16 protein-coding genes are annotated in these 24,175 nt (G+C 71.3%); 7 read left to right on the top strand and 9 right to left on the bottom strand.

Annotated features, from left to right (window positions below; genetic code table 11):
- Positions 1-194: 194 nt before the first annotated feature.
- Positions 195-1,817: a chaperonin GroEL gene (groL, locus tag O7553_RS00590; protein WP_281552971.1), complete on the top strand. Its 1,623-nt coding sequence runs from the start codon at positions 195-197 to the stop codon at positions 1,815-1,817.
- A 139-nt stretch (positions 1,818-1,956) separates the two neighbouring features.
- Here groL and O7553_RS00595 read toward each other — a convergent pair whose 3' ends face one another.
- Positions 1,957-4,413: a S8 family serine peptidase gene (locus O7553_RS00595; RefSeq protein WP_281555394.1), complete on the bottom strand. Its 2,457-nt coding sequence runs from the start codon at positions 4,411-4,413 to the stop codon at positions 1,957-1,959.
- A gap of 107 nt (positions 4,414-4,520) precedes the next feature.
- Here O7553_RS00595 and O7553_RS00600 point away from each other — a divergent pair, with 107 nt between their 5' ends.
- Entirely contained in the window at positions 4,521-6,356 is a 1,836-nt protein-coding gene (locus O7553_RS00600; RefSeq protein ID WP_281552972.1) for a glycerol-3-phosphate dehydrogenase/oxidase, read from the top strand.
- 25 nt (positions 6,357-6,381) lie between these two features.
- Here the strand turns inward: O7553_RS00600 and O7553_RS00605 are convergent, their stop codons facing one another.
- The gene (locus O7553_RS00605; RefSeq protein WP_281552973.1) at positions 6,382-7,791 is read right to left on the bottom strand and encodes an FAD-linked oxidase C-terminal domain-containing protein; all 1,410 of its coding nucleotides are present in this window, start codon (positions 7,789-7,791) and stop codon (positions 6,382-6,384) included.
- Positions 7,792-7,890: 99 nt separating this feature from the next.
- On the opposite strand from O7553_RS00605, the gene O7553_RS00610 reads away from it, so the two are divergent.
- Complete coding sequence (locus tag O7553_RS00610; RefSeq protein WP_281552974.1) at positions 7,891-9,057, top strand: FUSC family protein; 1,167 nt, start codon at positions 7,891-7,893, stop codon at positions 9,055-9,057.
- Between the two features lie 53 nt (positions 9,058-9,110).
- On the top strand, positions 9,111-10,790 hold the full coding sequence (locus tag O7553_RS00615) for a PrsW family glutamic-type intramembrane protease (protein WP_281552975.1): 1,680 nt from the start codon (positions 9,111-9,113) through the stop codon (positions 10,788-10,790).
- An 18-nt stretch (positions 10,791-10,808) separates the two neighbouring features.
- Here O7553_RS00615 and O7553_RS00620 read toward each other — a convergent pair whose 3' ends face one another.
- The 3 genes from O7553_RS00620 to O7553_RS00630 form a co-directional block, all read right to left on the bottom strand.
- Positions 10,809-11,852 carry a helix-turn-helix domain-containing protein gene (locus O7553_RS00620; protein WP_281552976.1) on the bottom strand — a complete coding sequence of 348 codons (1,044 nt, stop codon included), beginning with the start codon at positions 11,850-11,852 and terminating at the stop codon, positions 10,809-10,811.
- Between the two features lie 520 nt (positions 11,853-12,372).
- On the bottom strand, positions 12,373-13,527 hold the full coding sequence (locus O7553_RS00625) for a helix-turn-helix transcriptional regulator (RefSeq protein ID WP_281552977.1): 1,155 nt from the start codon (positions 13,525-13,527) through the stop codon (positions 12,373-12,375).
- A gap of 394 nt (positions 13,528-13,921) precedes the next feature.
- A complete protein-coding gene (locus tag O7553_RS00630) occupies positions 13,922-15,187 on the bottom strand; it encodes a helix-turn-helix transcriptional regulator (RefSeq protein WP_281552978.1) in 1,266 nt (421 codons plus the stop codon).
- A 366-nt stretch (positions 15,188-15,553) separates the two neighbouring features.
- On the opposite strand from O7553_RS00630, the gene O7553_RS00635 reads away from it, so the two are divergent.
- Positions 15,554-16,225, top strand: a complete 672-nt coding sequence (locus O7553_RS00635; RefSeq protein ID WP_281552979.1) for a hypothetical protein — start codon at positions 15,554-15,556, stop codon at positions 16,223-16,225.
- 403 nt (positions 16,226-16,628) lie between these two features.
- On the top strand, positions 16,629-17,678 hold the full coding sequence (locus O7553_RS00640; RefSeq protein WP_281552980.1) for a hypothetical protein: 1,050 nt from the start codon (positions 16,629-16,631) through the stop codon (positions 17,676-17,678).
- Between the two features lie 360 nt (positions 17,679-18,038).
- Here the strand turns inward: O7553_RS00640 and O7553_RS00645 are convergent, their stop codons facing one another.
- From O7553_RS00645 to O7553_RS00655, 3 genes are all read right to left on the bottom strand, one after another.
- Positions 18,039-18,782 carry a transposase gene (locus O7553_RS00645; RefSeq protein ID WP_281552981.1) on the bottom strand — a complete coding sequence of 248 codons (744 nt, stop codon included), beginning with the start codon at positions 18,780-18,782 and terminating at the stop codon, positions 18,039-18,041.
- Complete coding sequence (locus O7553_RS00650) at positions 18,725-19,762, bottom strand: ISAs1 family transposase (protein WP_281552982.1); 1,038 nt, start codon at positions 19,760-19,762, stop codon at positions 18,725-18,727. Before O7553_RS00650 ends, O7553_RS00645 begins: the two co-directional genes overlap by 58 nt.
- Positions 19,763-20,077: 315 nt before the next feature.
- Positions 20,078-20,416, bottom strand: a complete 339-nt coding sequence (locus O7553_RS00655; protein ID WP_123605868.1) for a co-chaperone GroES — start codon at positions 20,414-20,416, stop codon at positions 20,078-20,080.
- A gap of 121 nt (positions 20,417-20,537) precedes the next feature.
- Here O7553_RS00655 and O7553_RS00660 point away from each other — a divergent pair, with 121 nt between their 5' ends.
- The gene (locus tag O7553_RS00660; RefSeq protein WP_348650018.1) at positions 20,538-21,881 is read left to right on the top strand and encodes an AI-2E family transporter; all 1,344 of its coding nucleotides are present in this window, start codon (positions 20,538-20,540) and stop codon (positions 21,879-21,881) included.
- A 46-nt stretch (positions 21,882-21,927) separates the two neighbouring features.
- On the opposite strand, the gene O7553_RS00665 is transcribed toward O7553_RS00660, so the two are convergent.
- On the bottom strand, positions 21,928-24,069 hold the full coding sequence (locus tag O7553_RS00665; RefSeq protein ID WP_348650017.1) for an ATP-dependent DNA helicase: 2,142 nt from the start codon (positions 24,067-24,069) through the stop codon (positions 21,928-21,930).
- Between the last annotated feature and the right edge of the window lie 106 nt (positions 24,070-24,175).

Genomic DNA, 24,175 nt, shown 5'->3' on the forward strand with positions numbered 1-24,175 from the left:
AAGGTCGGGGCGGTGGGGCCACCGCCGTCGTCCCGCTTCGCGGGGTGGCGGAGATGGCCGGTCGTCGCGGGCTATCCGGCCCGGCCGGCGGACGTCACTGTCGTCAGGTAGCGACGTCCGAAGGTGCGTAGAGCAGGCGGCATGGCGGAGCTGACCGGCTCCGGTGCTGCGAGCGTCCAGGAGGACAACGCCGTATGGCCAAGATGATCGCGTTCGACGAAGAGGCGCGCCGCGGTCTCGAGCGGGGTATGAACACCCTCGCCGACGCCGTCAAGGTGACGCTGGGCCCGAAGGGCCGCAACGTCGTGCTCGAAAAGAAGTGGGGCGCCCCCACCATCACCAACGATGGTGTGAGCATCGCCAAGGAGATCGAGCTCGAGGACCCGTACGAGAAGATCGGCGCCGAGCTGGTCAAGGAGGTCGCCAAGAAGACCGACGACGTGGCCGGTGACGGCACGACGACGGCGACCGTCCTGGCCCAGGCCCTGGTCCGCGAGGGCCTGCGCAACGTCGCGGCCGGCGCGAACCCGATGGCCCTGAAGCGGGGCATCGAGGCCGCCGTGTCCAGCGTCGCGGAGGAGCTGAGCAAGCTCGCCAAGGACGTGGAGACCAAGGAGCAGATCGCGTCCACCGCGTCGATCTCCGCCGGTGACTCCAGCGTCGGCGAGATCATCGCCGAGGCGATGGACAAGGTCGGCAAGGAAGGCGTCATCACCGTCGAGGAGAGCAACACCTTCGGCCTGGAGCTCGAGCTCACCGAGGGTATGCGCTTCGACAAGGGCTACATCTCGCCCTACTTCTGGACCGACCCGGAGCGGATGGAGGCCGTCCTCGACGACCCCTACATCCTGATCGTCAACAGCAAGATCTCCTCGGTCAAGGATCTGCTCCCGATCCTGGAGAAGATCATGCAGTCGGGCAAGCCGCTGCTGATCATCGCCGAGGACGTCGAGGGCGAGGCGCTGGCCACCCTGATCGTCAACAAGGTGCGCGGCACCTTCAAGTCGGTTGCCGTCAAGGCTCCCGGCTTCGGTGACCGCCGCAAGGCGATGCTGACCGACATCTCGATCCTCACCGGCGGCCAGGTCGTCAGCGAGGAGCTCGGCCTGAAGCTCGACGCGGTGACCATCGACATGCTGGGCCGGGCCCGCAAGGTCCAGGTGACCAAGGACGAGACCACGGTCGTCGACGGTGCCGGCGACGCCGAGCAGATCCAGGGCCGGGTCAACCAGATCCGGGCCGAGATCGAGAAGAGCGACTCCGACTACGACCGTGAGAAGCTGCAGGAGCGGCTGGCCAAGCTGGCCGGTGGCGTCGCGGTGATCAAGGTCGGCGCGGCCACCGAGGTGGAGCTCAAGGAGCGCAAGCACCGCATCGAGGACGCGGTGCGCAACGCCAAGGCAGCCGTCGAGGAGGGCATCGTCCCTGGTGGTGGCGTCGCCCTGGTGCAGGCCGGCAAGACCGCCTTCGACAAGCTCGACCTGGTCGGCGACGAGGCGACCGGCGCGCAGATCGTGAAGATCGCGCTGGACGCCCCGCTGCGGCAGATCGCCGTCAACGCCGGCCTCGAAGGCGGCGTCGTGGTGGAGAAGGTCCGCAACCTGGAGGCCGGCCACGGCCTCAACGCCGCCAACGGCGACTACGTGGACCTGCTGCAGGCGGGCATCATCGACCCGGCCAAGGTGACCCGGTCGGCGCTGCAGAACGCCTCGTCGATCGCGGCGCTGTTCCTGACCACCGAGGCCGTGGTGGCGGACAAGCCGGAGAAGACCCCGGCTCCGGCGGGTGCGCCGGGCGGCGGCGAGATGGACTTCTGAGTCCAGCCACGCCGCAGTAGCGACAAGAAGGTAGCGACAAGACCGCAGGGCGGTTACCGGGCAGCTTCCCGGTAACCGCCCTGCGGCGTCTCTGCTCCCGCCGGTCAGCCGACCGGTGCGCAGACCGGCCGAGCGCCGATCAGGCGTTGGACCGGGCGGCCTGCACCGCCGCGTACGCGTCGACCAGGCCGGCGCCGGTGAGGTTCGCCGGGTCACCGCAGGTGTCACCGCCCCCGGTGCCGGCCTCGGCGGCGGTCTGCCGCAGGATCCGCGCCGTGCCGTCCAGATCACCGATCAGCTCCGGTTGCGCCGACCACAGCAGCGCCACCACCCCGGCCACCTGCGGGGTCGCCATCGACGTACCGTCCAGCGCCGCGTACCCGCCGCCCGGCATCGCCGACAGGACGTCGGCGCCCGGCGCCACCAGGTCCGGCTTGACGGTGCCGTCCGGTGCCGGGCCCCGGCTGGAGAAGTCGGTGACCTCCCGGTCGGCGTCCACCGCGCCGACGGTCAGCACATCGGTGTACGGGGCCGGTGGGTCGTCGACCGAGCTGCAGAACGGGCCGGTGTTGCCGGCGGCGGCCACCATCATCAGCCCGGCGGCGGCCAGCGCCTCGGTGGCCGGCCGCAACGAACCCAGGTCACAGCCTTCCAGCTCCGGGCAGCCCCAGGAGTTGGTCAGCACGTGCGGGGCGCGCTCCGGTCGCCCGTCGGCGAACGGGTCGCCCCCGGTCGGGAATGGGGCCAGCATGAACTGCAGGCAGTCCAGGTAGCGTGCCGGGTTGCCGAGGTTGCGGTCCAGGTTGACACAGCCGACCCAGGACGCGCCCGGCGCGACCCCGATCGAGGTGTCGCCGACAGCCGAGCCGAGCGTGTGGGTGCCGTGCCCGTTGTTGTCGGTCGGCGTACCGGTGCCGTTCCACGGGTCGAACCAGGAGTCGCCGCCGCCCCGGAACCCGTCCGCGAGCGCCGGGTGGTCGCCGTCCACCCCGGAGTCCGAGGCGCCGACCACGATGCCGGCGCCCTCGACACCAAGCTCCGTCCAGACCCGTTCGGCACCGAGCATGGTGATGTTCCACGGCGGGGTACGCGGAGCGGGCTGGTCGCCCCGTTCGGGCTCGACCGTGGCCGGCAGCGGCCGCAGCTGCTGACTGATCAGCACCCGGTCGACGTCGTCCCGCCGGGTCAGCCAGGGCCGCAGCGCCGGCCCGGCGTCCACCTCTATCGCGTTGACCAGGTAGTACGGCGTGTAGGACAGCCCCCACCCGTCCAGATCGTCGCGCAGGTCGGCCTGGCTGGCCTCGGCGGTGTCGACCAGCCGTTGAAAGACCGTACGGACCCGTTCGTCGCGGGCCTGCGGTCCGGTGCCGCGCGGCACGTCGGACAGGTCGGCCTGCTCCCGCAGCACCACGAACAGCCGTTCGCCGTGCAGTCCCGGCTGCCCGACGGCGAGGTGCACGGCGGCACCGGCCACCGCCAGCACCGCGACGATGGCCACCGCCACCCACCGCAGCGGTCGACCCGCCAGCCGTGGTGGTCGACCCGCCCGCCGCCAACCGAGACCGAAGCCGAGGCCGACACCCAACGCGAGCGCCAGCGCCAGCCCGACGCCGGCACCGACCGCCGCCCAGAACGGCACGTCACGGCCGATGGCCAGGAGCAGCGAGACCTCTTCCGGGTCGAGCAGGGCCAGCGGTCCGGCGGCGGACAGCCCGGCCAGTACGCCGACCGGCGCGCTGGACCGGTCGGCGGCCCAGCCGATCGCCGCAGCCGCGTACCCGATCGGCGGCAGCACCAGGATCGCGGCCAGGTGCCCGCCGGGTTGGCCGATGCCGGCGGCGAGCAGCAGCAGCCCGACCCCGGCGACCGTCCCGCCGAGCAGGATGGTGCGCACCGCCGAGCGCCCCTGCGGGCCGGCACCGATCGCCGTCCAGAACCGGCGGGGCAGCAGTTCGGCGGCGTACCAGCCGATCGCGGCCGCTGCGGCGACGGCGAGTGCCGTCTCCACCGCGCCGCCCAGCGCGCCGACCCACCACCAGGGCAGCAGCATGACCAGCCCGGCCGCGACGGCGAGCAGGACAGCGACCATCCGGTCCGCCTTGCCGGACTGAGCGTGAGCTGGCTCGGCCTGAGCTGACTGAAGCTGACCTGGTTCGGCCGGACCTGGTTCGGCCTCGCTCGGTTCGGCCCGGCGCCGTAGCGCCCGCAGCCCGGCGGCGCCGCCGGCGGCGAGCACGGTGAGCGTTGCCAGGTACAGCTCATGGTGGACGGTCGGTACGGCCCGCAGCAGCCCGAAACCGCCGAGGGCGAACGCGGCGACCAGCCAGGCCCGGCCGGTCGCCCGTACCGCCGGTGACCGGGGCACCAGCGCCAGCAGCATGGTGGGTACGCCGACCAGCAGTGCGTTGCCGAACGCGATCAGCGGCCAGACCACCGCCGGGGTAGGCAGCCCACTGGCCAGCAGGACCTGATCGGTCAGCCAGCCGCCGGCCTGCGCGAACACCGTTACACCGACCGACCAGATCGCGATCGCCACCGCGGCGACCGTCGGCCACACGCTGGCCGGCGGCGGCCCGGCGGCGGCGGACGGCTGCATCGGGTACGGCGGCTGCATCGGGTAGGGCTGACCGGGGTACGGGTAGCCGGGATGACCGGGCGGCTGCGTCATGTCCGTCACCCTAGGCGGCCGGATACGGTGGAGAGGTGCGTGACCCTGCCGTCTCCCGGTACGCCGCCGGCCAACTGTCCGTGACCCGCCGCGCCGCCGATCTGCGCCGCCTACGTGGCGAGCGGTTCGACGTACTGGTGATCGGGGGTGGGGTGACCGGCGTCGGCGCCGCCCTCGACGCCGCGTCGCGCGGTCTCAAGGTGGCGCTGGTCGAGGCCCGCGACTACGCCGCCGGCACGTCCAGCCGGTCCAGCAAACTGATCCACGGCGGGCTGCGCTATCTGGAGCAGCTCGAGTTCGGGCTGGTGCACGAGGCGTTGACCGAGCGTGGGCTGCTGGCCACCCGGATCGCCCCGCACCTGGTCCGGCCGGTGCCGATCCTGGTTCCGCTGCCGCAGGGTGGCGCCAGCGGGCCACGGGCGCTGCCCGGCCGGCTCTGGCGGCGGGCCTACTACGGCACCGGGGTCGCCGCGTACGACGCGTTCGCCGGGGTGTTTGGCGGCGGCCGGGGGATGCCGCTGCACCGGCACCTGTCCCGCGAAGGCACCCGGCGGCTCTTCCCCAGCCTGCGGTCGGACGTCGTCGCCGGCGCCATCCGCTACCACGACGGTCAGGTCGACGACGCCCGGCTGGTGGTCACCCTGGCGCGGACCGCGGCCAGCCTCGGCGCGGCCGTGGTGACCAGCGCCCGCGCCGTCGGCCTGCTGCGCCAGGCCCGCGAGGTGACCGGGGTGCGGGTCCGGGACATGGAGGCCCGGCCCGGCGATCCGGACGCCGAGTTCGAGGTACGCGCCCGTACCGTGATCGCGGCCACCGGCGTGTGGAGCGACGACGTGTCGCGGATGCTCGGCGACGTCGGGGTCCGGCCCGGCCTGCGGGTACGCGCGTCGAAGGGCGTGCATCTGGTGGTGCCCCGGTCGGCGATCACCGGTGAGGCCGGGCTGATCCTGCGTACCGCCACCTCGGTGCTGTTCGTGCTGCCCTGGGGCGGGCACTGGATCATCGGCACCACGGACACCGACTGGCGGCTCGACCGCGCCCACCCGGCCGCCTCCGAGCGCGACATCGGCTACCTGCTCGACCAGGTGAACACGGTGCTGGACCGGCCGTTGACGCCGCGCGACATCGAAGGGGTGTACGCCGGGCTGCGGCCGCTGCTGTCCGGTGAGGCGGACTCGACGTCGCGGCTGTCCCGGGAGCACGCCGTGGTGGAGCCGATGCTGGGTCTGCTGCTGGTGGCCGGTGGCAAGTACACGACGTACCGGGTGATGGCCGCGGACGTGGTGGACCGGGCGGCGGCCCGGCTCGGGGTGAACCGGCCGTCGCGGACCGCCGACCTGCCGCTGCTCGGTGCCGACGGGTTCCCCGCGATGTGGCGGGACCGGGCTGACGTGGCCCGCCGGCATGGCGTCCCGGTCGGGGTGCTGGAGCATCTGCTGGAGCGGTACGGCACCCTGGCGGTGGAGCTGCTGGCGTTGATCGGCGACGATCCGTTGCTGGCCAGTCCGGTGCCCGGCGCACCGGAGTACCTGGCTGCCGAGATCGCGTACGCGGCCCGCGCCGAGGGCGCGTTGCACCTGGACGACGTGCTGACCCGGCGGACCCGCATCTCGATCGAGACACCGCACCGGGGCAACGAGTCGGCCGGGCACGCCGCCGAGGTGATGGGCCGGGTGCTTGGCTGGGACGACGCGGTGCGGGACCGTGAGGTGGAGCACTACCGGGCCCGGGTGGCGGCGGAGCTGCAGTCGCAGCGGATGCCGGACGACGCGACCGCCGACGCGGCGCGCCTCGGCGCGGCGGATGTCCGCGGCTTCGCCGCCGACCGGGGCGTGGACTGGCCGACCGACTCCGACATCACCGCCGGCTGAACATCCGGCTGGCCGGCTGAGCCCGCTAGCCGGCTGAAGGCCAGAGCAGTTTGCCGGGGTTCAGCAGATTCGTCGGGTCCAGCGCCTGCTTGATGGCGCGGTGCACCCGCATGCCGACCGGGCCGATCTCCTCGGCCAGCCAGTCGCGTTTGAGGAGGCCGACGCCGTGCTCGCCGGTGCAGGTGCCGCCCAGGTCCAGCCCGAGCCGCATGATCGCGTCGAAGGCCGCCCGGCCGCGCGTCAGGCTGTCCGGGTCGGCCCGGTCGACCACGATGTTCGGGTGCAGGTTGCCGTCGCCCGCGTGCCCGACGACGCCGATCGGTACGGCGTGTTCGGCGGCGATCGCCTCGACGCCGTCGAGCATCCGGGCCAGCGTCGAGCGGGGCACCGCCACGTCGTCGATGATCAGCCCGCCGTTGCCGGCCGGGAAGGTCCGCGCGGCGAGGCGTTCCATCGCCGGGTGGGCCAGCCGGCGGGCCTGCAGCAGGGCGGCGCCCTCGACCGCGTCGCTGGCGGCGTACACCTCGGCTGCGCCGGCGGCGGTGCACACCTGCGCGATCCGGTCCAGGTCGGTGCCGGCGGCGGTGCCGGTGTCGACCGAGGCGAGCAGCAGCGCGGCCGCGTCGGTGCGTAACCCCATCGGCCGGTACGCCTCGATCGCCTGCAGATGGGTACGGTCCAGCAGTTCCAGCAGGCTGGGGCTGAGTCCGCCGGAGGCGATGCCGGCGACGGCGGTGCCGGCTGCGGCGGTGGAGTCGAAGACGGCGACCAGGGTGAGCGAGGTGTCGGCGGCCGGCCGCAACGCGACGGTCACCTCGGTGATCACCCCGAGGGTGCCTTCGGAGCCGACGAACAGCCGGGTCAGGTCGTAGCCGGCGACCCCCTTGGCGGTACGCCGGCCGGTGCGCAGCACCTCGCCGCTGGCCAGCACCACTTCGAGCCCGATGACGTATTCGCCGGTCACGCCGTACTTGACGCAGCACATGCCGCCGGCGTTGGTGGCCACGTTGCCGCCGATGGTGGACGACTCCCACGAGCCGGGATCCGGCGGGTAGCGCAGCCCGTGCCGGCCCACCTCGGCGGCAAGGGTGGCATTGACCACGCCGGGCTGGACGACGGCGGTGCGGTTGACCGGGTCGACGTCGACGATCCGGTCCATCGCGGCGGTGGAGAGCACCACCGCGCCGTCGACCGCGTTCGCCGCGCCGGCCAGCCCGGTCCGGGCACCCTGCGGCACCACCGGTACGCCGTACCGGTTGGCGACGCCGACGGTGGCGACCACCTCGGCGGTCCTGCGGGGTCGGACCACGACGGCCGGGGTGCCGGCGGCGCACAGGTCGGCCTCGTCGCGCTGGTGGCCGCGCAGCAGGTCGGGGTCGGTGAGCACCGCGCCGTCGGGCAGCGCCGCACGGAGGGCCTCGATGAGGTCGGACATCTTCGCAGGCTAGCCAGCGCGGCACCGGACCGGCCACCTCGGGCGTGACCGGATGGGCAATAACGCCATAAGCCGCAAATTGCTCGGTACGCTGCCCGCATGGCCGACGCCGGGAAGCCACCACGCGCGGCGGCGGCACCCCGCCTCACCGGGCTGCTCACGCTGACCCGTAGCCGGGTCTCCATCGAGGTCCGGGAGCGGTCGGAACGGGTCCGCGCCAACCTCGTACTCGCCCTGCAGGCCGGCCTGGCGGCGGCGCTGGCCTGGTTCATCGCCCGTCGGGTGATCGGCCACCCGCTGCCCTTCTTCGCCCCGATCTCAGCGGTGATCATCCTCAGCGCCTCGATCGGGCAACGGCTGAAACGTGCCGCCGAACTGGTGGTCGGCGTCGCGGTCGGGATCGCCATCGGCGATCTGATCATCATCACCATCGGCACCGGCACCTGGCAGCTGCTGCTGATCGTGCCGCTCGCGGTGATGGTCGCCGTCTTCCTGGGCAGCGGTGCCGCGCTGGTCACCCAGGCCGCGTCGTCCGGGGTGCTGGTCGCCACCCTCACCCCGCAGACAGAGAGCCTCTACCCGGACCGGTTCATCGACGCCCTGGTCGGCGGGCTGATCGGGCTGGTGGTGCTGATCCTGCTGCTGCCGCTCAACCCGCTGGTCATCGTGCGCCGCGCCGCCGACCCGGCGTTGGACGTGCTGTCCGACATGCTGATCCTCAGCGGCAAGGCACTGGCCGGGCGGGACCGCCGTCGGGCCGAGGCCGCATCGAAGCGGCTGCACGATGCGGAGAAGGAGTTGTCCGAGTTCCGGGAGGCGGTCGAGGCGGGACACGAGACGGCGGTCCTGGCGCCGGCGCGCTGGCGGGCCCGCGGCCCGCTGGCCCAGTACGCCGAGAGCGCCGAGTACGTCACCCGAGGGCTGCGTAACTCGCGGGTGCTCACCCGGCGGGTGGTCTCCCTGCTGACCGAGGACGAGCCGGTGCCGTCCGCCCTGCCGGAGGCGGTCTGTCACCTCGGCGACGCGGTGCGCATCCTGCGCCACGAACTCGACACGGGTACCGACCCGGTGCACACCCGGCGGCGGGCGCTGGATGCCGCCCGGTGCGCCGGTGCGGCGTACGACGCCGGGGTGGGGTTCAACGGCAGCGTGGTGGTAGCCCAGGTCAGGGCTACCGCGAGCGACCTGGTCCGGGCCAGCGGGATCGAGGCTGGCACGGTCGAGGAGATGGTCAGTGAGGCGTTCGGGCGCGACGGCCCGGAATGACCGGCCGGGCGACACGCTGCCCGCCGTTGGTTGGTGCTGGCTACGCTAGCCCAATGTCCGACACTGTCCCCGGTGGTCCATCCGGCTCCCGCCCTGCGGCGGATTCGAGCGATCCGACCGAACCGGTGGATGCGGTGTCTCCGCCCGAGCAGCCAGCTCCGGAGACGTCGGCGGAGCCGGTGTCTCCGGCCGACCCGCCAACCGCGGCGGCGTCGGTGGACGGGGTCGTGCCGGCCGGTCGGCTGCGGCGTAGCGTCTGGCTGCGCTGGCTGGCGTTGGCCGGCATCGTGGTGCTGATCGCCGGCTGCGGCGTCGCCATCCTGGTCTACCTCGGCACCGCGCTCGGCCCGGTCGCGTTGACCGTCGGCGTCATCGCGGCGGTGCTGCCCGTACCGGTGCTGGTCGCCTGTTTCCTGTGGCTGGACCGGTACGAACCGGAGCCGGTGCGCTACCTCGCCTTCTGCTTCGCCTGGGGGGCGTTCGTCTCCACGTACGCCTCGCTGAACGTGAACAACTTCTCGGCGGATCTGCTCTACAACCTGGGTTACTCGGAAGCGCTGGTGGCGGTGCTGGTGGCGCCGTTCATCGAGGAGCTGACCAAGACACTCGGGCCGATCCTGCTGCTGCTGACCCGCCGCCGGGAGTGGTCCGGCATCACCGACGGTCTGGTCTACTGTGGCATGTCGGCGATCGGCTTCGCGATGGTGGAGAACATCCTCTACCTCGGCGGATACGGCTACGCGGCCGGCGCCGACCAGTACGGTCCGGCGACCGGCGCGCAGAACGTCTTCGCCATCTTCATCGTCCGGATCCTGTTCACCGGGTTCGCCCACCCGCTGTTCACCTCGATGGCCGGTGTGGGGCTGGGCATCGCCGCCCGTACCGCCGACCGACGCATCCGGGTGCTCGCGCCGACCGCCGGGCTGCTGCTGGCGATGATGCTGCACGGGGCCTGGAACCTGATCCCGACGCTGGTCGAGGCGACCGGACAGACCCTGATCCTGCTGTACGGCTACATCGGGCTGATGGTGCCGATCTTCTTCGGCATGGTCGGCCTGGCGGTGTGGCTGCGCAGCTGGGAAGGGCGGCTGACCGAGCGGGTGCTGCCCGACTACGTCCGGGCCGGCTGGTTCACCCCGCCGGAGGTAGCGGCGTTGGGCAGCCTGGGCCGGCGGCACTCGGCGCGCCGCTGGGCCAGCCGGGTGGCCGGCGAGCCGGGCGTACGGGCGATGCGCGACTTCCAGGCCGCCGCCACCAAGCTGGCGCTGCTGCGCGACGGGCTGCTGCGCGGCCTGGAGAGCAAACCGAAGGAGCTGGCCCGGCACGCCAAGGAGGAGCAGCGGCTGCTGAGCGCGTTGGCCGGCTACCGGCAGGCGTTCGTCGGCCGGGACCCGCAGGCGCCGCACGCGCTGTGGAACGGGGTGGACTACCAGATCGCCTTCCCGGACGGCAGCCAGCGGCAGGTGCCCGCGCCGGATGAGCCGGTGGTGCCGATCCCGGTGGTGCTCACCGCGCCACCGCCGCCACCGCCGCCTCCGCCACCGACGTTCGCCGGCTACCCGGGCTGGCCCGGAGCCGGTCCGGGCACCCCGCCCGGTTACGGCCCACCCCCGTTCTCCGGCTACGGCCCCCCGCCCCCCGGTTACGGTCCACCGCCCCCGTACTCCGGCTATGGCGCACCGCCTCCGCCGGGGTACGGTCCGCCGCCCGGCTACGGCCCACCCCCGGGCTAGCGGGAGGTCAGCAGCGGGTCAGCCCGAGCGCCGTCGCCAGCCGGGCGACGCCGGCGACCTGCGGTCCGTGGCGGGAAATCTCAGCCACGAGGGTACGGGCGGAAGGTCGGGAGCGGATTTCAGCCGGTGCGACGCGGTCCGCCTCGACCACCCACCGTCCCGCCGCCGTGAAGTCGCCGACGTCGAGGTGTGCGCCAGTTCGACGGCCGCCGGGCTGAAGCTCGCCGTACGGTAGTCCTGCCCGTCGCCAACTTGCCCGGCGACGTGGGTAGCCCGACCGAGCAGCTCACTGGCGTTGGCGGTGTCGCCGCAGCCGGCGGCGGCCAACCCGGCCTGCAGCAGCAACGTCCCGTACACCGCCCGGGAACCCGGTCTCGCCTGCCCATCGGTGGATGCGGCGACTCGCTCGGCGGCGTCGATCGCCGTGGTCATCGCCAGCCGGCTCTGGCTCAGCCCGCGCAGCGCCTGGGCGAGCGGCACCGCCGCCGACCCGGCCAGGATCGGATCGCTTCCCGCGGTGGCGAGTGCCCGGTCGGCGGCCAGCCAGGCCAGGTCCGCCTCGCCGATTTTGACCAGCACGAGCGAAGTGACCCGGTACGCCTGCACCAGCAGACCCGTACCATGTTCCGGTCGCGCGCTGTGCAGTCGCCGTGTGGCGTCCAGCAGCTCCGGCACCGTCCGCAGCAGCCGAGGATGGTCCCCGTGCCGGTACGTCGACCAGGCGTGCGCCACCCGCTGCGACACCTCCCCGGCATCGGGTGCCGGCCCGGCCGGCCCGGCGGCGAACACCTCATATCGCGCGAGTGCCGCCCGGACCGCGTCGACACCGACCACCGCGCTGCCGGACTGCGGCTGGCCGGTGTCGCCCAGCAACTCCGTCGGGTCGACCCGCAGCACGTCGGCGACCTGCTGGATCAGCGAGAACCGGTCCAGGGTGCGGACCCCGCGCTCCACCTTCTCCACCCAGCTCTTCGACCGGCCGATCCGGTCGGCGAGCACCTGCTGGGTCATCCGCCGCCGGACCCGCCACAGGGCCACCCGACGCCCGACCACCACACTCACCGCTCACGGCCGGGTGGGCACGGCCACGGCGTCCCCTCCGGGCACACCGCACAGCACCACGACGGACGCACCGGCTCGTGCACCGGCCCACCGCCACCGGCCTGGGGCTTTCTCACCGCAGGTAGTGCCGGCCGGCGTTACCGCCCCGCCGCTCCGCGCGATCGGTCCGCGTCGCCGGCCGACGGTCCGGCGGCGGCACCGTCCGGTCGGCGTACCGCCGCCGACCCGGCACCGGATACACCACATCGACCGGTATGTTCGCACGCTGAAACCATTTTCCGAACACAACGTCCCCCTCGACGAGTGTGGAGGGCGGCGACCCGAGGTGGCTCTCCGTGTCGACCCCGGGCCGCCGCCCAGTGGGCGGGCCCGACGCGCGAAAAGGGCGATCGCGGGTACGGCGTCGGGCCCAGCTGGCAGGTCGCTGATCCACAGGTGATGCGACCTGGTCTTAGCCTGGCCGGCGCTTGGGCGACGGTCTACAGTGTCGCCGTCCGCCAGCGCTGGCTACTGTCCGCCGTCACATTGACGGCTGATGTATCGCGCACAGCTCATCCAACTCGGCGGCCGGCACCCCGACCCGGGCCAGACCTCGGCGTACCCGGTCGACCCGCCACCAGTTCGACGCCGCGACCCGGCCCGAGGTGACCGCCGCCGTGACCTGCGCTATCGACTCGTGCGGGTCCATCGACAGTACGGCCTGGCCGAGATCCAACCGGGCCGACGCGATCCGCCGGGGGCGGCTGCCCTCGGCGAGTAGCCGGGCCAGGACATCGCCGGCCTCGGTGGCGGCGGCCGGATCACCTACCCACGCCAAGGTGGTCGCCACGTACGCTCGGGCTTTGCCCGGGTCGTAGCGGTAGTGGTGCTCGGGCCGGTCCGGCTGGCTCAGCGGCGACACCATCCGCTCCAGCTGGGCCAGTCGTCGCCCGGTGGCAGGTCGGTCGCCGAGCAGCGCCAGCGCCCGCCCGGTCTGTGCGGTCGCCTGCAGCTTGGCGCTGCTGCCGGTCGGAGCGACGGTCTGCGCCCCTTCGGCCAGGGCAAGCGCCGTCGCGGGGTCGCCGGCGGTGAGCGCCTCCCAAGCGTGGGTTTCCAGGCACCATGCACGGATCTCGGCGTGCTCGGTGTGGGCGGCCATTTCGCTGGCGGTGTGCAGATGACCGGCAGCGGCACCGTTTCGCCGTAGGTCGATCAGCACGGTAGCGGTGAGCAGCGACAGCCATCCGCCGGCGACGAGGATCCGTCGGTGCTGGTCCAGGGTCATCCGGCGGCCGGAACCGATCAGGGTGGTGACGTAGGTCAGGTGTCGGCGGACGCGTGGCAGGAGGACGTGCGACGCGGTGACGGGGTAGGCGACGGCAAGTTCGTCGACGGCCGCTTCCAGACCAGCGAGGCTGCTGCTGCTGATGTCGGTGGCCGCGACCCGGCGGGCCAGTTCGGTGGAATCGTGTGCGCCGTCGTCGGTGAGCATCGCGGAGAGCACACCTCCGGCTTCAAGCACGTCGTCGAGCCGATCGGCGACCTCGGGCCGCGGTGTCTTGCGACCGGTTTCCAGATCGTGCAGATATGACTTGGCGTAGTGCGCCTTAGCGGCGAGATCACGCAGCGAGAGCCCGGCCTGCTGACGCAACCGGCGCAAGGTCGACGGCCATCGCGGGTCGATGATGCGGGTCATGCGCGTCACCACCTTGTCAGCTGCCGGGTGGCACCGACCGAAGTACTTCCGGCTCTTGCCGCCACACCAGACGTTACTCCGCGTATCCATCACCACACAGGCTCCTCTCGGCACAGAGCGTGGAGGGCGGCGACCCGAGGTGGCTCTCCGTGTCGACCCCGGGCCGCCGCCCAGCGGGCGGGCCCGACGCGCGAAAAGGGCGATCGCGGGTACGGCGTCGGGCCCAGCTGAGCGGACGGCGGGCCGGGCGGTGTTCCGCTGTGTGATGGTGCGTGACCCGGCACCGCCGTCCTACGTAGAAGGATGCCGAGTTGATCACTGAGAGTGAATGCATGGGTTGTGCCCGTTGTCCGACAGACCCCAAAACCGGTACTCCCGGTGCCGGTTGTGCAGGTCAGGCGGCCTGGCCGTCCATCAGTGCGGCGAGCTTCGCCAGCTCCTGGCCCATCGCCCGACGGCGACTGGTGGTGATCATGCGGACGGTGTCGCGGGCGTACCGCTGGTGTCGCAGCCACACTGGAGCGTCGGCGGCCAGCTCGCTGAGCACCGCCGTTGCCTCCGACCAGTCCCGCAACTCAGCGTGCGCGCGGGCGACGTCGAGCCGGTGTCGCCGCCACGAAGTCTTCTCAGCACCACCACGGCGGACATTGGTCGCCAGGTCAAGAACCCGGCGCGGCTCGCCAGCGACCGCCGCCGCCTCGGCCCGCATCATGTCGACTTTGGTTGACCGCATTCCACCAACGATCGTCAGGTGACCAGCACTGACCGGCCGGCTGCCCAGCCGGGCCGCCGCAGCCGCCGCCGCGTCGAGTTGGGCGACCGCGTCGTCCGGCCGGTTGTCCCGCGCGGAAGCGGCGGCTGCCGCCATCATCAGCCAGCCCCACACCGCGAGTTCATCTGGTGTGGCTCGGGAGATCCGTGGCTCGACGCTGTCAGCGGTGGCGATCGCCAGCCGCTCCGCGTCGGTCAGCCGGCCCTGGCGCAGCAACAGCCATGACATGCGCTTGACCGTCGTCGCGCTGAGCAGCTCGTCGCCGGCAGATGCGGCAGCGTCCTGGGCGGCGTTCACCGCCTGGTAGGCGAGGTCGACCGCGCGTACCTGGATCAACAGGCTGCTGGTCAGGTCATAGGTGCGGGCCAGGGTCCGGTATGCGGCAGGCCTGTTGGCGTCGTCGGCGTTCTCGACGGCGTGCCGGGCTCCGGCGATGAGTGGTGGCAGCACGGCCAACGCTGCGGCGTAGTCGCCCTGGTGGTAGGCGCGGTCCGCCTCGGCGAGCCGTCCCGGGACACCCGCTGCAGGCAACGCCGGCACCTCGTCAGCGATGAGCCCGGCTGGTCCACGGGCCGGGATCAACACCCGACGCAGGTCGAGCAACGCGAGCGGACGATGACCGCGTTCCCGGCGGGCTGCCCCGGTGCTCGCATCCCCGAGCAGAGTCGTCGTCGGCACGCCCAGCGCCCGCGCGATCGCATGCAACGTCGCGATCCGAGGCGTCGTACGCTGATTCGTCTCCAGCTTGCGGATCGTCTCGGTGCTCACTCCGGCCGCTGCCGCGAGCTGTTCCTGAGTGATCGACTGCCGGCGCCTGACCTGCGCGATGTTGTCGCCGATGGTGGCCATCGGGTAGCCCTTCCCCGTCAACGGTCTGGACAGTGGCACACCAGCCCACGATCCCCGGCATACCACCACACCAGACGGTACTCCGTACCTCCGACACCCTTCCAGAACCGCCGATAGCCGTCTCCGAGATCAACTTGATCCCTTGCTCCAACAGCTTGCCCCGTGCGCGCACCGCCCGGTCAGCCGCTACCCTGGGAGCAGCAGCTGTCTTCGATCTTGTAGTTTTCACAGAGACATGATCAATAGCGGCTACGTCTATGTTGTACCACTTCTGCTGACCCGTCCTTCCTGGTCACAGCCCGAATGGACGGCTGCCGTACTGGTCGAAGTCTCGACAGGCATTGCGTTGCGGTCAAAGGTGCAGTACCTTCAGTGTCAGGCGTCGATGTTGGGAGGGCACAGAGAATGAGTTTCCGTGCTATCTGGAAATCGAATTTCTGGCCGATGGCCGCCGCGTTGGCATTGTTAGTTACGGCAACACTTATTGTCGCTATTGATCCATCTGTTGCTTCGGCTCATTCGCGGAAGGTAATTGAATCTCCGTTCGGCCTGGTAGGCTTTGATGCAAAAGTTGCGCGTGCGCACGGCTACGAAGTCGTGACCCTACCCGACGGATCCCTTGCATCCGTGCCGGTGGCGAAAGCTGCTGCCGCACGAGCCGGCACCTACGTTCCGGTTAGCGGAATCCTTGAGCCTGTAAAGAACTCTTCCGGCCCGTCGACAAACGACTACCAGGAACTCCCCGGTGAGTGCGGAAGCTCATACGTCTCCCTGAATTCGACGGGAAATCAGAAAGCAAATCTGGGCACGGGATTCTTTATCAGTAACTCTGGGGCTGGCCTTCCTTGGCAGGTGAGCTGGCATGTGGCTATCGTGGACAATGGCGGCTCTTCGCAGCAAAACTACAGTGAAGGAGGTGGCCACCTGGCCGGCGTCGCCTGGATTGGTCACACCCGGGTGCTTGGCCTCACTCGCGGCTACGCCACCGCTAAGGTGACTACCGGGAGTTTCACCATAACGACACATGGCTGGATCTGTTTCTCGGCTGGGCCACAGGTTACAGAGTTCATCTCATAATCTCTGCTCAGTATAGAGCGATTGATGGACTTTACGTTGTTGCCGTTGGAGCGATACTGCGGCGCAAGGCAACGTTCTGCCGTCCTCCGCGAGGGCGGCAGGACGCGCGTCCTCCGCAGCACGCAGCGTGACATAACCACCAATATTGTTCATCGGACCGCTCGGCCTGGCCAACCTCACCTGGATCAGCAGCCGAGTCCGCCACAGCGGCCTCGACCAGACAGGACCATCACCCTGCCAGGCAGCCCCGCCCACTACCCGGATGAAGCCGATAACTACCTGCCGTCACGCACCTCAAGAAGGCCCTGGATGAGGGGGCTCACTCAGTCGACAGCTCCCGCCCGAGCCGGCAGTCACCACGAGATCGACGGTCTTGAGGACTACGTCTGCCATACTGTGAGGTATGGATAGACGGAATCCGTGGCTTGTCCGAGTACTGGCAGCCGATCACCACGAAGCCGCCCGAACCCAGATCATCGCCGCCGACCTACCCATCTTTGTGTTATCCGAGGTCGTTCAGTCGACACCCGCGCAGGTGACCAGCTGGGCCGGTGCCGAAGGGGTCGTCACCTCTGTACGAGTCCTTCACGACTTGGGCCAGCGGGGCGACGAGAATCCGGCAGTGGTAGTGGCGACGTCCCGGCGGGATGGGACTCTAGCAGAGGGCGAATCTCTGCGCTCGCTGCTCGAGCACCATTTGCGCCAGGATGGCGAGCGGATCTCCGCGGTGGAGTGGGCCGAGGCCGACACCGAAGTCGTCGTGGACGGCCGAGCCGTCGCGTCCCACATGCTACGCGCAGGGAGCCGCCGATGGGCTGTCCGGTGCCAGCACGGCGATCTCGAGATCAGCGTCACCGCCCGCGACTGGCATCCCGGTACGATCAAGATCGAGGCGGTAGCTGATGTGCCAGCCTTCCTTGCGCTAGCCCTCCCCGCCCTGCCGCCGTCAATGTCACCGACACCTGCAGAAGAGGTTGTGCCGTCAGACACGCTGAGGCAGGACCCGCATCGCGCGCTCGTGGATGTGAACCTGGCGCTCAGCAGCCAGACGTACCGATGGTTGACGGACGGTGGGGACGCTCCAGAACAGATTCCTCAGCTCTCAGCATTGTGGCAAGCGGCCGCACACCGGCAGATGACCCTCACCAACCAATCCGAAGCCGAGGCTCTGGCCGTGGTGACGACGATCGTGGCGCAGTTGAACAACCTTTATCACAATGTTGAATGGTTCCGGGACGACCCGCGACTGCGTGAGAGGGCTACGTCGGAGACGCTCCTGTACTGGACTCAACTCGACACGGAAGTGGCCAGCAGTCGGGCACAGCGCGCGTGGCGCGACCTTCAGGTCGGCTCGCTGCCGGGAAATTACGGGGAGGTGACTTCCCACGCCGCTACCAGCAGGACCTGGCAAGACGCCTGGCGGACGTGGGTTTTAGCCGCTAACACGAAATGATCCGATGCGACAAGGGTGCCGTTGGTTATAATCCGCCTGGAGGGCAATCGTGCAAATTGCCACCGCAAACCAATGCTTCCTCGGCCGTCCTCGCGCTACAGGAACACGAGAACGTCGACTGGGAAGCGGTATGGTGCTGATGTGGTCAAGGGAGTCCTTCGTGTGATGGGCAATGTTGACTGTTGCGCGAAGGGCGGCATCAACCTCGATTCGTCAGAGGGGTTTGGTCCCTGCCTGACCGTTTCGGCTTGACTGTTTTGTCCTCTTGTGGGTGTACGGGCCGGCCGCGGCTCGCTGCGGGCGCGCCGGGTCTCCGGTCCCGGGGCTTGCCTTTCTGCTGGTAGGGGCAGGTTGGGTGGGTCAGGTGGTCAGCGGCAGGTGCAGGCGTTGCCAGCCGATCAGGAACGCGTCGGCCCAGGGCCAGGTGTCGGGGATGGACAGTGTTCGGCGGCGGGCGTGGGTGGTGAGTTTCGCGGGTAGGTGCAGTAGCCGGTAGCGCAGGGTGTCGGGTTCGGCGTGGGCGAGATCGGGTTGGTCGTGCAGGCCGAGTAGCCGGGTCCAGGCGGCCAGGTCGGCGGCGATGTTCGCGGCGAGGATCCAGCCGCGGTTGACGGTCCAGGACTTGCTGGGCAAGTTCCGCAGGCCCATGGCCTTGTTCGTTCGTACCTGGTCTTCCACGCCGGCGTGGGAGCGGTGCGGGGCGTCGAGCCACTGCGGGTGGTGCGAGCCGGGCACGCCGCCGATCCGACCGATGTTGGTGGCCACGATCGCGTACCGCCAGCCGGTCTTCTTCTCCAGGTCGGTGAGTTTCTTGGCGTGCCGGGCGGCCGGGCGGGTGCGCCGCGCGAGCAGCCGCAGCCCGGCGGGCCAGCCGCCGAGGCGGGTGTTGAGGCCGGTCAGTTCGGCGACCTGCGCGGTGTCGGTGGCGGTCCCGTCCTGACGCAGGCTGCTGTCCCAGGCCCGCTCGGGCAGGGCGGCGATCGCGATCTCGTCGGCGTCGGTGATTGTCCATCCGACGGTGAAGCGCACCGTGCGCCACAGCCGGTTCATCTGCTCCAGGTGGTGTAGCAGGTCGTGGGTGGCTCCAGCGCCGTCGACCCGCACGAGGATCCTGCGCCGGTACTTCGGGGGAACAGGGTGTCGTCGCAGCCGGTGACGCGGATCGTGCGGCGTTCGGTGCGTCCGTGTCCGCGATCGGCGTCGACGTCGGTCCGGTCGGCGAACTCGGTGTCGGTGCCGGACAGCAACGTGTGGGCGGCGCGCAGGGCGAGCGGCTGGTTGCCCTTCAGGATCAGCATGTAGTGGGCGTTCAGGGTGTCGGTGATCAGCCGGGCGGTTTTCCTGGTGGTGTGCAGGGCGTCCAGGGTGAGGAGCATGCCGGCGACGTCGAGCTGTGTGAGTAGGTCCTCGGTCGCGGTGGCCTCGCCGCGTTTGTCGGCGACCTGGCGTTGGCCCAGGATCACGGCACGGTCGTGGGTGACGGCGGCGACCAGGAACACCTGTCCGGTGGGGGTGCGGGTGCCGTGCAGCAGTTTCCCGTCGATCGCGGCGGCGGGCAGCAGTCCGGCCGGTGCCGGGTGGGTGCGCGTCCGGGTGGCGGCGCGGCGTTGTTCGCGTTCGGTGGGTTCGTCGACGCTGGTGGGGATCCGTGGGGCCGGGGCGTCGCCGCGTGCCACGTCCGCGGCGTAGCCGCAGGTCGCCGTGTCGAGGGCGTCGCCGTCGACGGCGGCCAGGACCCGCCGGAAGGTCCGTTCGCTCGGGACGAGGTAGCGGCTGGTCAGTGGGTCACGGCGGGCGCCGAGGCGGTGCAGGACGTCCTGTGGGGTCCGGGCTGCCCACTGCCGGATCGCGGTCAGGCTGTCGTTGCCGGCGACGAGGGTGGCACACGCGGTCAGGACCAGGATCACCAGCAGCGGATGGCGCCGTCCGCGCGGCCGGCGGGGGTCCGGCACCCGGGCCAGGCGTGCTACCAGGGGCGACGCCATCGACAAGGGATCGGCCGGGCCGGTGGAGAGTTCGGCTTCCCACAGCGCCAGATCGGCGAGGTGGTCAACAACGGGGTCGGTCAGGGAAGATGTCGTCACGAGCGCGGCTCCAGCGATGAACTTCGAGGCTAGTCACCCGCAAGATCATCAGGAGTCGCGCTCGTCCCGCAACTCAGCCGACGTCCGATTTCCAACACGGACATAACGACTCAAGCCGGAACAACGCCGGGGCCGTGGGTGACGTCGGCTTTGGTCAGCGTAGGTCGGGGCTGGGCGTTGGCGGCGATCTGAGCGGCGGTGCGGAAGCCGAGCATCGCAACGGCAGCCGGTGCGGTGACGGGTGCGTAGCTGGTGGCGATTCGAGCGAGGGTGGCTGGTGAGTCACAATGACCGCACCGGCGTGGGGCCGTTGAGCTACAGGTAGAGGCCGGTGGAGTCTTCCTCGACCCGCTGGGCGGCCACCGCGTGCACGTCGCGTTCGCGGAGCAGGACGTAGCCCCGGCCGTGCAGCTCGACCTCGGAGCGGTCCTCCGGGTCGAACAGCACCCGGTCGCCGGTGACGATCGAGCGTACGTTCGGTCCGACCCCGACCGTGGTCGCCCAGGACAGTCGCCGGCCCACCGACGCGGTGGCCGGGATCACGATGCCGGCGGTGGAGCGGCGTTCGCCCTCGCCGCCTTCGAGTTTGACCAGCACCCGGTCGTGCAGCAGGCGGATCGGCAAACCGTTGTCGTGTGGTGGGTCGGCGGTCACGACCGAACCGTACCGCGTGCGTGTGCCGGCCGGTCGCGGGTGGGTCGGCCGGATGGTTGCCCGATGCCCGTACGGGGCACATCGGGGAGAGTCCAGGGAGGTAGCGGCAGCAACGACGCACATGTGCCCGCTACCGTGTACGCACCGATACTCGACTCCGGGGGTTCGCTTGAGCCGGCTGCAACAAATGAGAGGGCGGCTACGCCAGGCGTACGAGGCCGGGCGGGAGTCGGTGCGGGCCGCCCGGGAGCGGGAACGGTCCCGCCGGGCCGCCGCGGCCGGTGCCGCCGACGAGCTGGCCGGCGCGGGTGCCGACCCGGGCGCGGAGACCCCGCCGCCGGGCGACGGACATCTGTCGACCACGAGCCGCGACGACGCGGACGTGCCGCACGCGCTACGGATCGCCGCCGCCTGGTCGTGGCGGTTGATCGTGATCGGGATCGTCGGTTGGGCCTTGCTGCGGGTCATCGGCAACGTCCGGATCGTCATCATCCCGGTGCTGGTGGCGTTGTTGCTCGCCGCGCTGCTCGCCCCGGCGGTCGGCTGGCTGCTGCGGGCCCATGTGCCCCGCACCCTGGCCACGGCGGTGGTGCTGATCACCGGGCTGGCCGGGGTGGTCGGCACGCTGACCCTGGTGGTCAACGAGTTCATCACCGGACTGCCGGACCTGAGCGAGAAGGCGTCCAGCGGCATCGGGGAGATCCAGCAGTGGCTGCGCACCGGGCCGCTGAAGCTCGACGACGGCCAGCTCGACCAGTACGTCGAGGCCGGTCAGAACTGGATTACCGAGAACACCCAGACGTTGACCAGCGGCGCGGTCTCCACCGCCGGTACGGTCGTGGAGCTGTTCACCGGTGCGCTGCTGGTGCTGTTCTCGACGTTCTTCTTTCTCCGGGACGGGCAGCGGATCTGGCGGTTCATCGTCGGCATGTTCCCGGTCGCCGCGCGCTGGCGGGTGGACGACGCCGGTAGCGCGGCCTGGACGACCCTGGTCGCCTATGTCCGGGCGACCGTGCTGGTGGCGTTCATTGATGCCGTGGGCATCGGGATCTTCCTGGTGCTGTTCGACATCCCGTTCGCGTTCGCGTTGGCCGCGCTGGTGTTCCTGGGGGCGTTCATCCCGATCGTCGGCGCGACCCTCTCCGGCGCGGTGGCCATCCTGGTGGCCCTGGTGGACAGCGGCTGGGTCACCGCGTTGATCATCCTGGGTGCGGTGATCGCGGTTCAGCAGCTGGAGGGCAACGTCCTGCAGCCGTTGATCATGGGGCGGGCGGTGGCGATCCACCCGCTGGCCGTGGTGCTCGCGGTGACCTCCGGTGTGGTGCTGGCCGGCATCGTCGGCGCGCTGGTCGCCGTACCGCTGATCGCGGTGCTGAACACGGCGGTACGCCGGCTGGCCCGCCGCCGCCACGTCCCGCCGCCGCCACCGCCGGAGTCCGTGGTGATCGGCACCAGCCCACCGTGACCCGACCACAGCCGCCCGGCTGCTGACCCGCCCACCTCGCGGCGGGTCAGCTGGCGGCGAGTCGGCGCAGCGCGCCCTGCACCACCTCGGGCCGGGTGGTGTACCAGAACGGCGGCAGCGAGCGGCGCAGGAACGCACCGTAGCCACGGGCGGTCTCCAGCCGGGAGTCCAGTACCGCCACGACGCCCCGGTCACCGGTGGACCGGATCAGCCGCCCGGCGCCCTGCGCCAGGCGTACCGCCGCGATCGGCACGCTGACCGCCGAGAACCCGGAGCCGCCGGCGGCGTCCACAGCGGCGGCGCGGGCGGCGGCCAGCGGCTCGTCCGGCCGAGGGAACGGCAGCCGGTCGATCACCACCAGCTGGCAGGCGTCGCCGGGCACGTCCACCCCCTGCCACAGCGACATCACGCCGAACAGGCAGCTCGCCCGGTCCTCCCGGAACCGGCGGACCAGCAGCGGCAACGCCTGCTCGCCCTGCACGTGCACGGTCAGCCCGGTCCGGGCCCGGACCAGCTCCGCGGCCTGCTGCGCGGCCCGCCGGGACGAGAACAATCCGAGGGTACGGCCGCCGAGTGTGCCGATCAGCGACAGCAGCTCCTCGCCGGCCTGGGCGGGCAGCCCGGAGACGGTCGGCCGGGGCAGGTGCGCGGCGACGTACAGGATGCCCTGCTTGGGGTAGTCGAACGGGGAACCGACGTCGAGTGAACGCCAGCTGAGATCGTCGGCCGTGACCGCCTCGGCCTTGTCGGTGGCCGGGGTAGCGGTCTCCAGACCCAGCGACCGGGCCACCGTGTCGAACCGCCCGCCGAGGGTCAGGGTGGCGGAGGTGGCCACCACGGTCCGCTCCTCGTAGAGGTGGCTGGACAGGGTGCCGGCCACCGACAGCGGAGCCACCACCAGCGCCCGGCGGTTGGCGGCCGGGCCGTCCGGCTTCTCCACCCAGGCGACGTCGTGTTCGGCCTCGTCGAGCAGCCGTTGGGCGGTCGTGGAGAGCTCGTCCAGCACCGACTTGGCCTGCTGTTTGCGCACCGGGTCCGGGTCGTCGGCCTTGATGTCGCCGATCTTGTCCAGCGCGGCCCGGGTCGCCGACTCCAGCAGGGTGCACGCCTCGTGCAGTGCTGGCGGCAGACCGCTGGTCAGCCGCCCGGCCGGCGACTCGCCCAGCCCGACGGCGAGGGCGTCACCGGCCTCGGTGAGCTGCTCGGCGGTCTCCGGCGGCAGCAGCGGCCGGGCCCGCCGGGCGGCCCGGTCGATCACGTCCGGGGTGAGCTCGGCCTGGGCGGCCGACGAGACCCGGTCGGCCAGCTCGTGGGCCTCGTCGACGATCAGCAGCTTGTGCGGCGGCACGATGTGCCGGCCGGCGAGCATGTCGACGGCGAGCAGGCTGTGGTTGGTGACGACCACATCGGCCTCGCGGGCCCGGAACCGGGACGCCTCGGCGAAGCATTCCTCGCCGTACGGGCAGCGGGCCGCCCCGACGCATTCCCGGGCCGGCATCGACACCTGCCGCCACACCTGGTCGTCGACGCCGGGATCCAGCTCGTCGCGGTCGCCGGTGTCGGTCTCCATCGCCCAGTCGCGCAACCGTTGCACCTGCTTGCCTAGCCGGTTCGCGGCACCCAACCAGCGGGTGCCGCTGCCGCTGCCGCCGCCAGCGTCGCCGCCGTTGTCGCCGGCGGCGTCGAACAGGTCGGTCGGCTCCTCCTCGGCCGAGTCCTCCAGCCGGGCCAGGCACAGGTAGTGGTGCCGGCCCTTGAGGACGGCGAAGGTGGGCCGGCGGCGCAGGATCGGCTCGACCGCGTCGGCGAGCCGGGGCAGGTCGTGCTCGACCAGCTGGGACTGCAGCGCCAGGGTGGCGGTGGAGACCACCACCGGGCCGTCGACGGTCAGCGCTGGTGCCAGGTAGGCCAGCGATTTGCCGGTGCCGGTGCCGGCCTGCACGAGCAGGTGGTGCCGGGTGCGGATGGCGTCGGCGATCGCCGCCGTCATCTCCTGCTGGCCGGGCCTAGCCGCGCCGCCGGGGACCGCGCCGACCGCGGCGGCGAGCAACTGGGCGGCGCTCGGCCGACCGGTGCCGGAGCGGCCGGCCGGGCGCGGCGGGGCCGCCGGAGCGGACGCGGTGCTGGTGGTCGTCGCAGGGGTCACCCGGTGACAGTACCGATCACCACCGTCGTCCTCGGCGGTCATCCACAGCGTGCCGGCCGGTGTTGCCCGGTGACGCCCGGTGACGCCCGGGCGCTGGCGCCGGCACTGGGGCGTCACCTGCACGTTGCCTTCCGGTGGGCGGCCATCC

Source organism: Solwaraspora sp. WMMA2059, from assembly GCF_027497315.1.
Taxonomy (GTDB): domain Bacteria; phylum Actinomycetota; class Actinomycetes; order Mycobacteriales; family Micromonosporaceae; genus Micromonospora_E.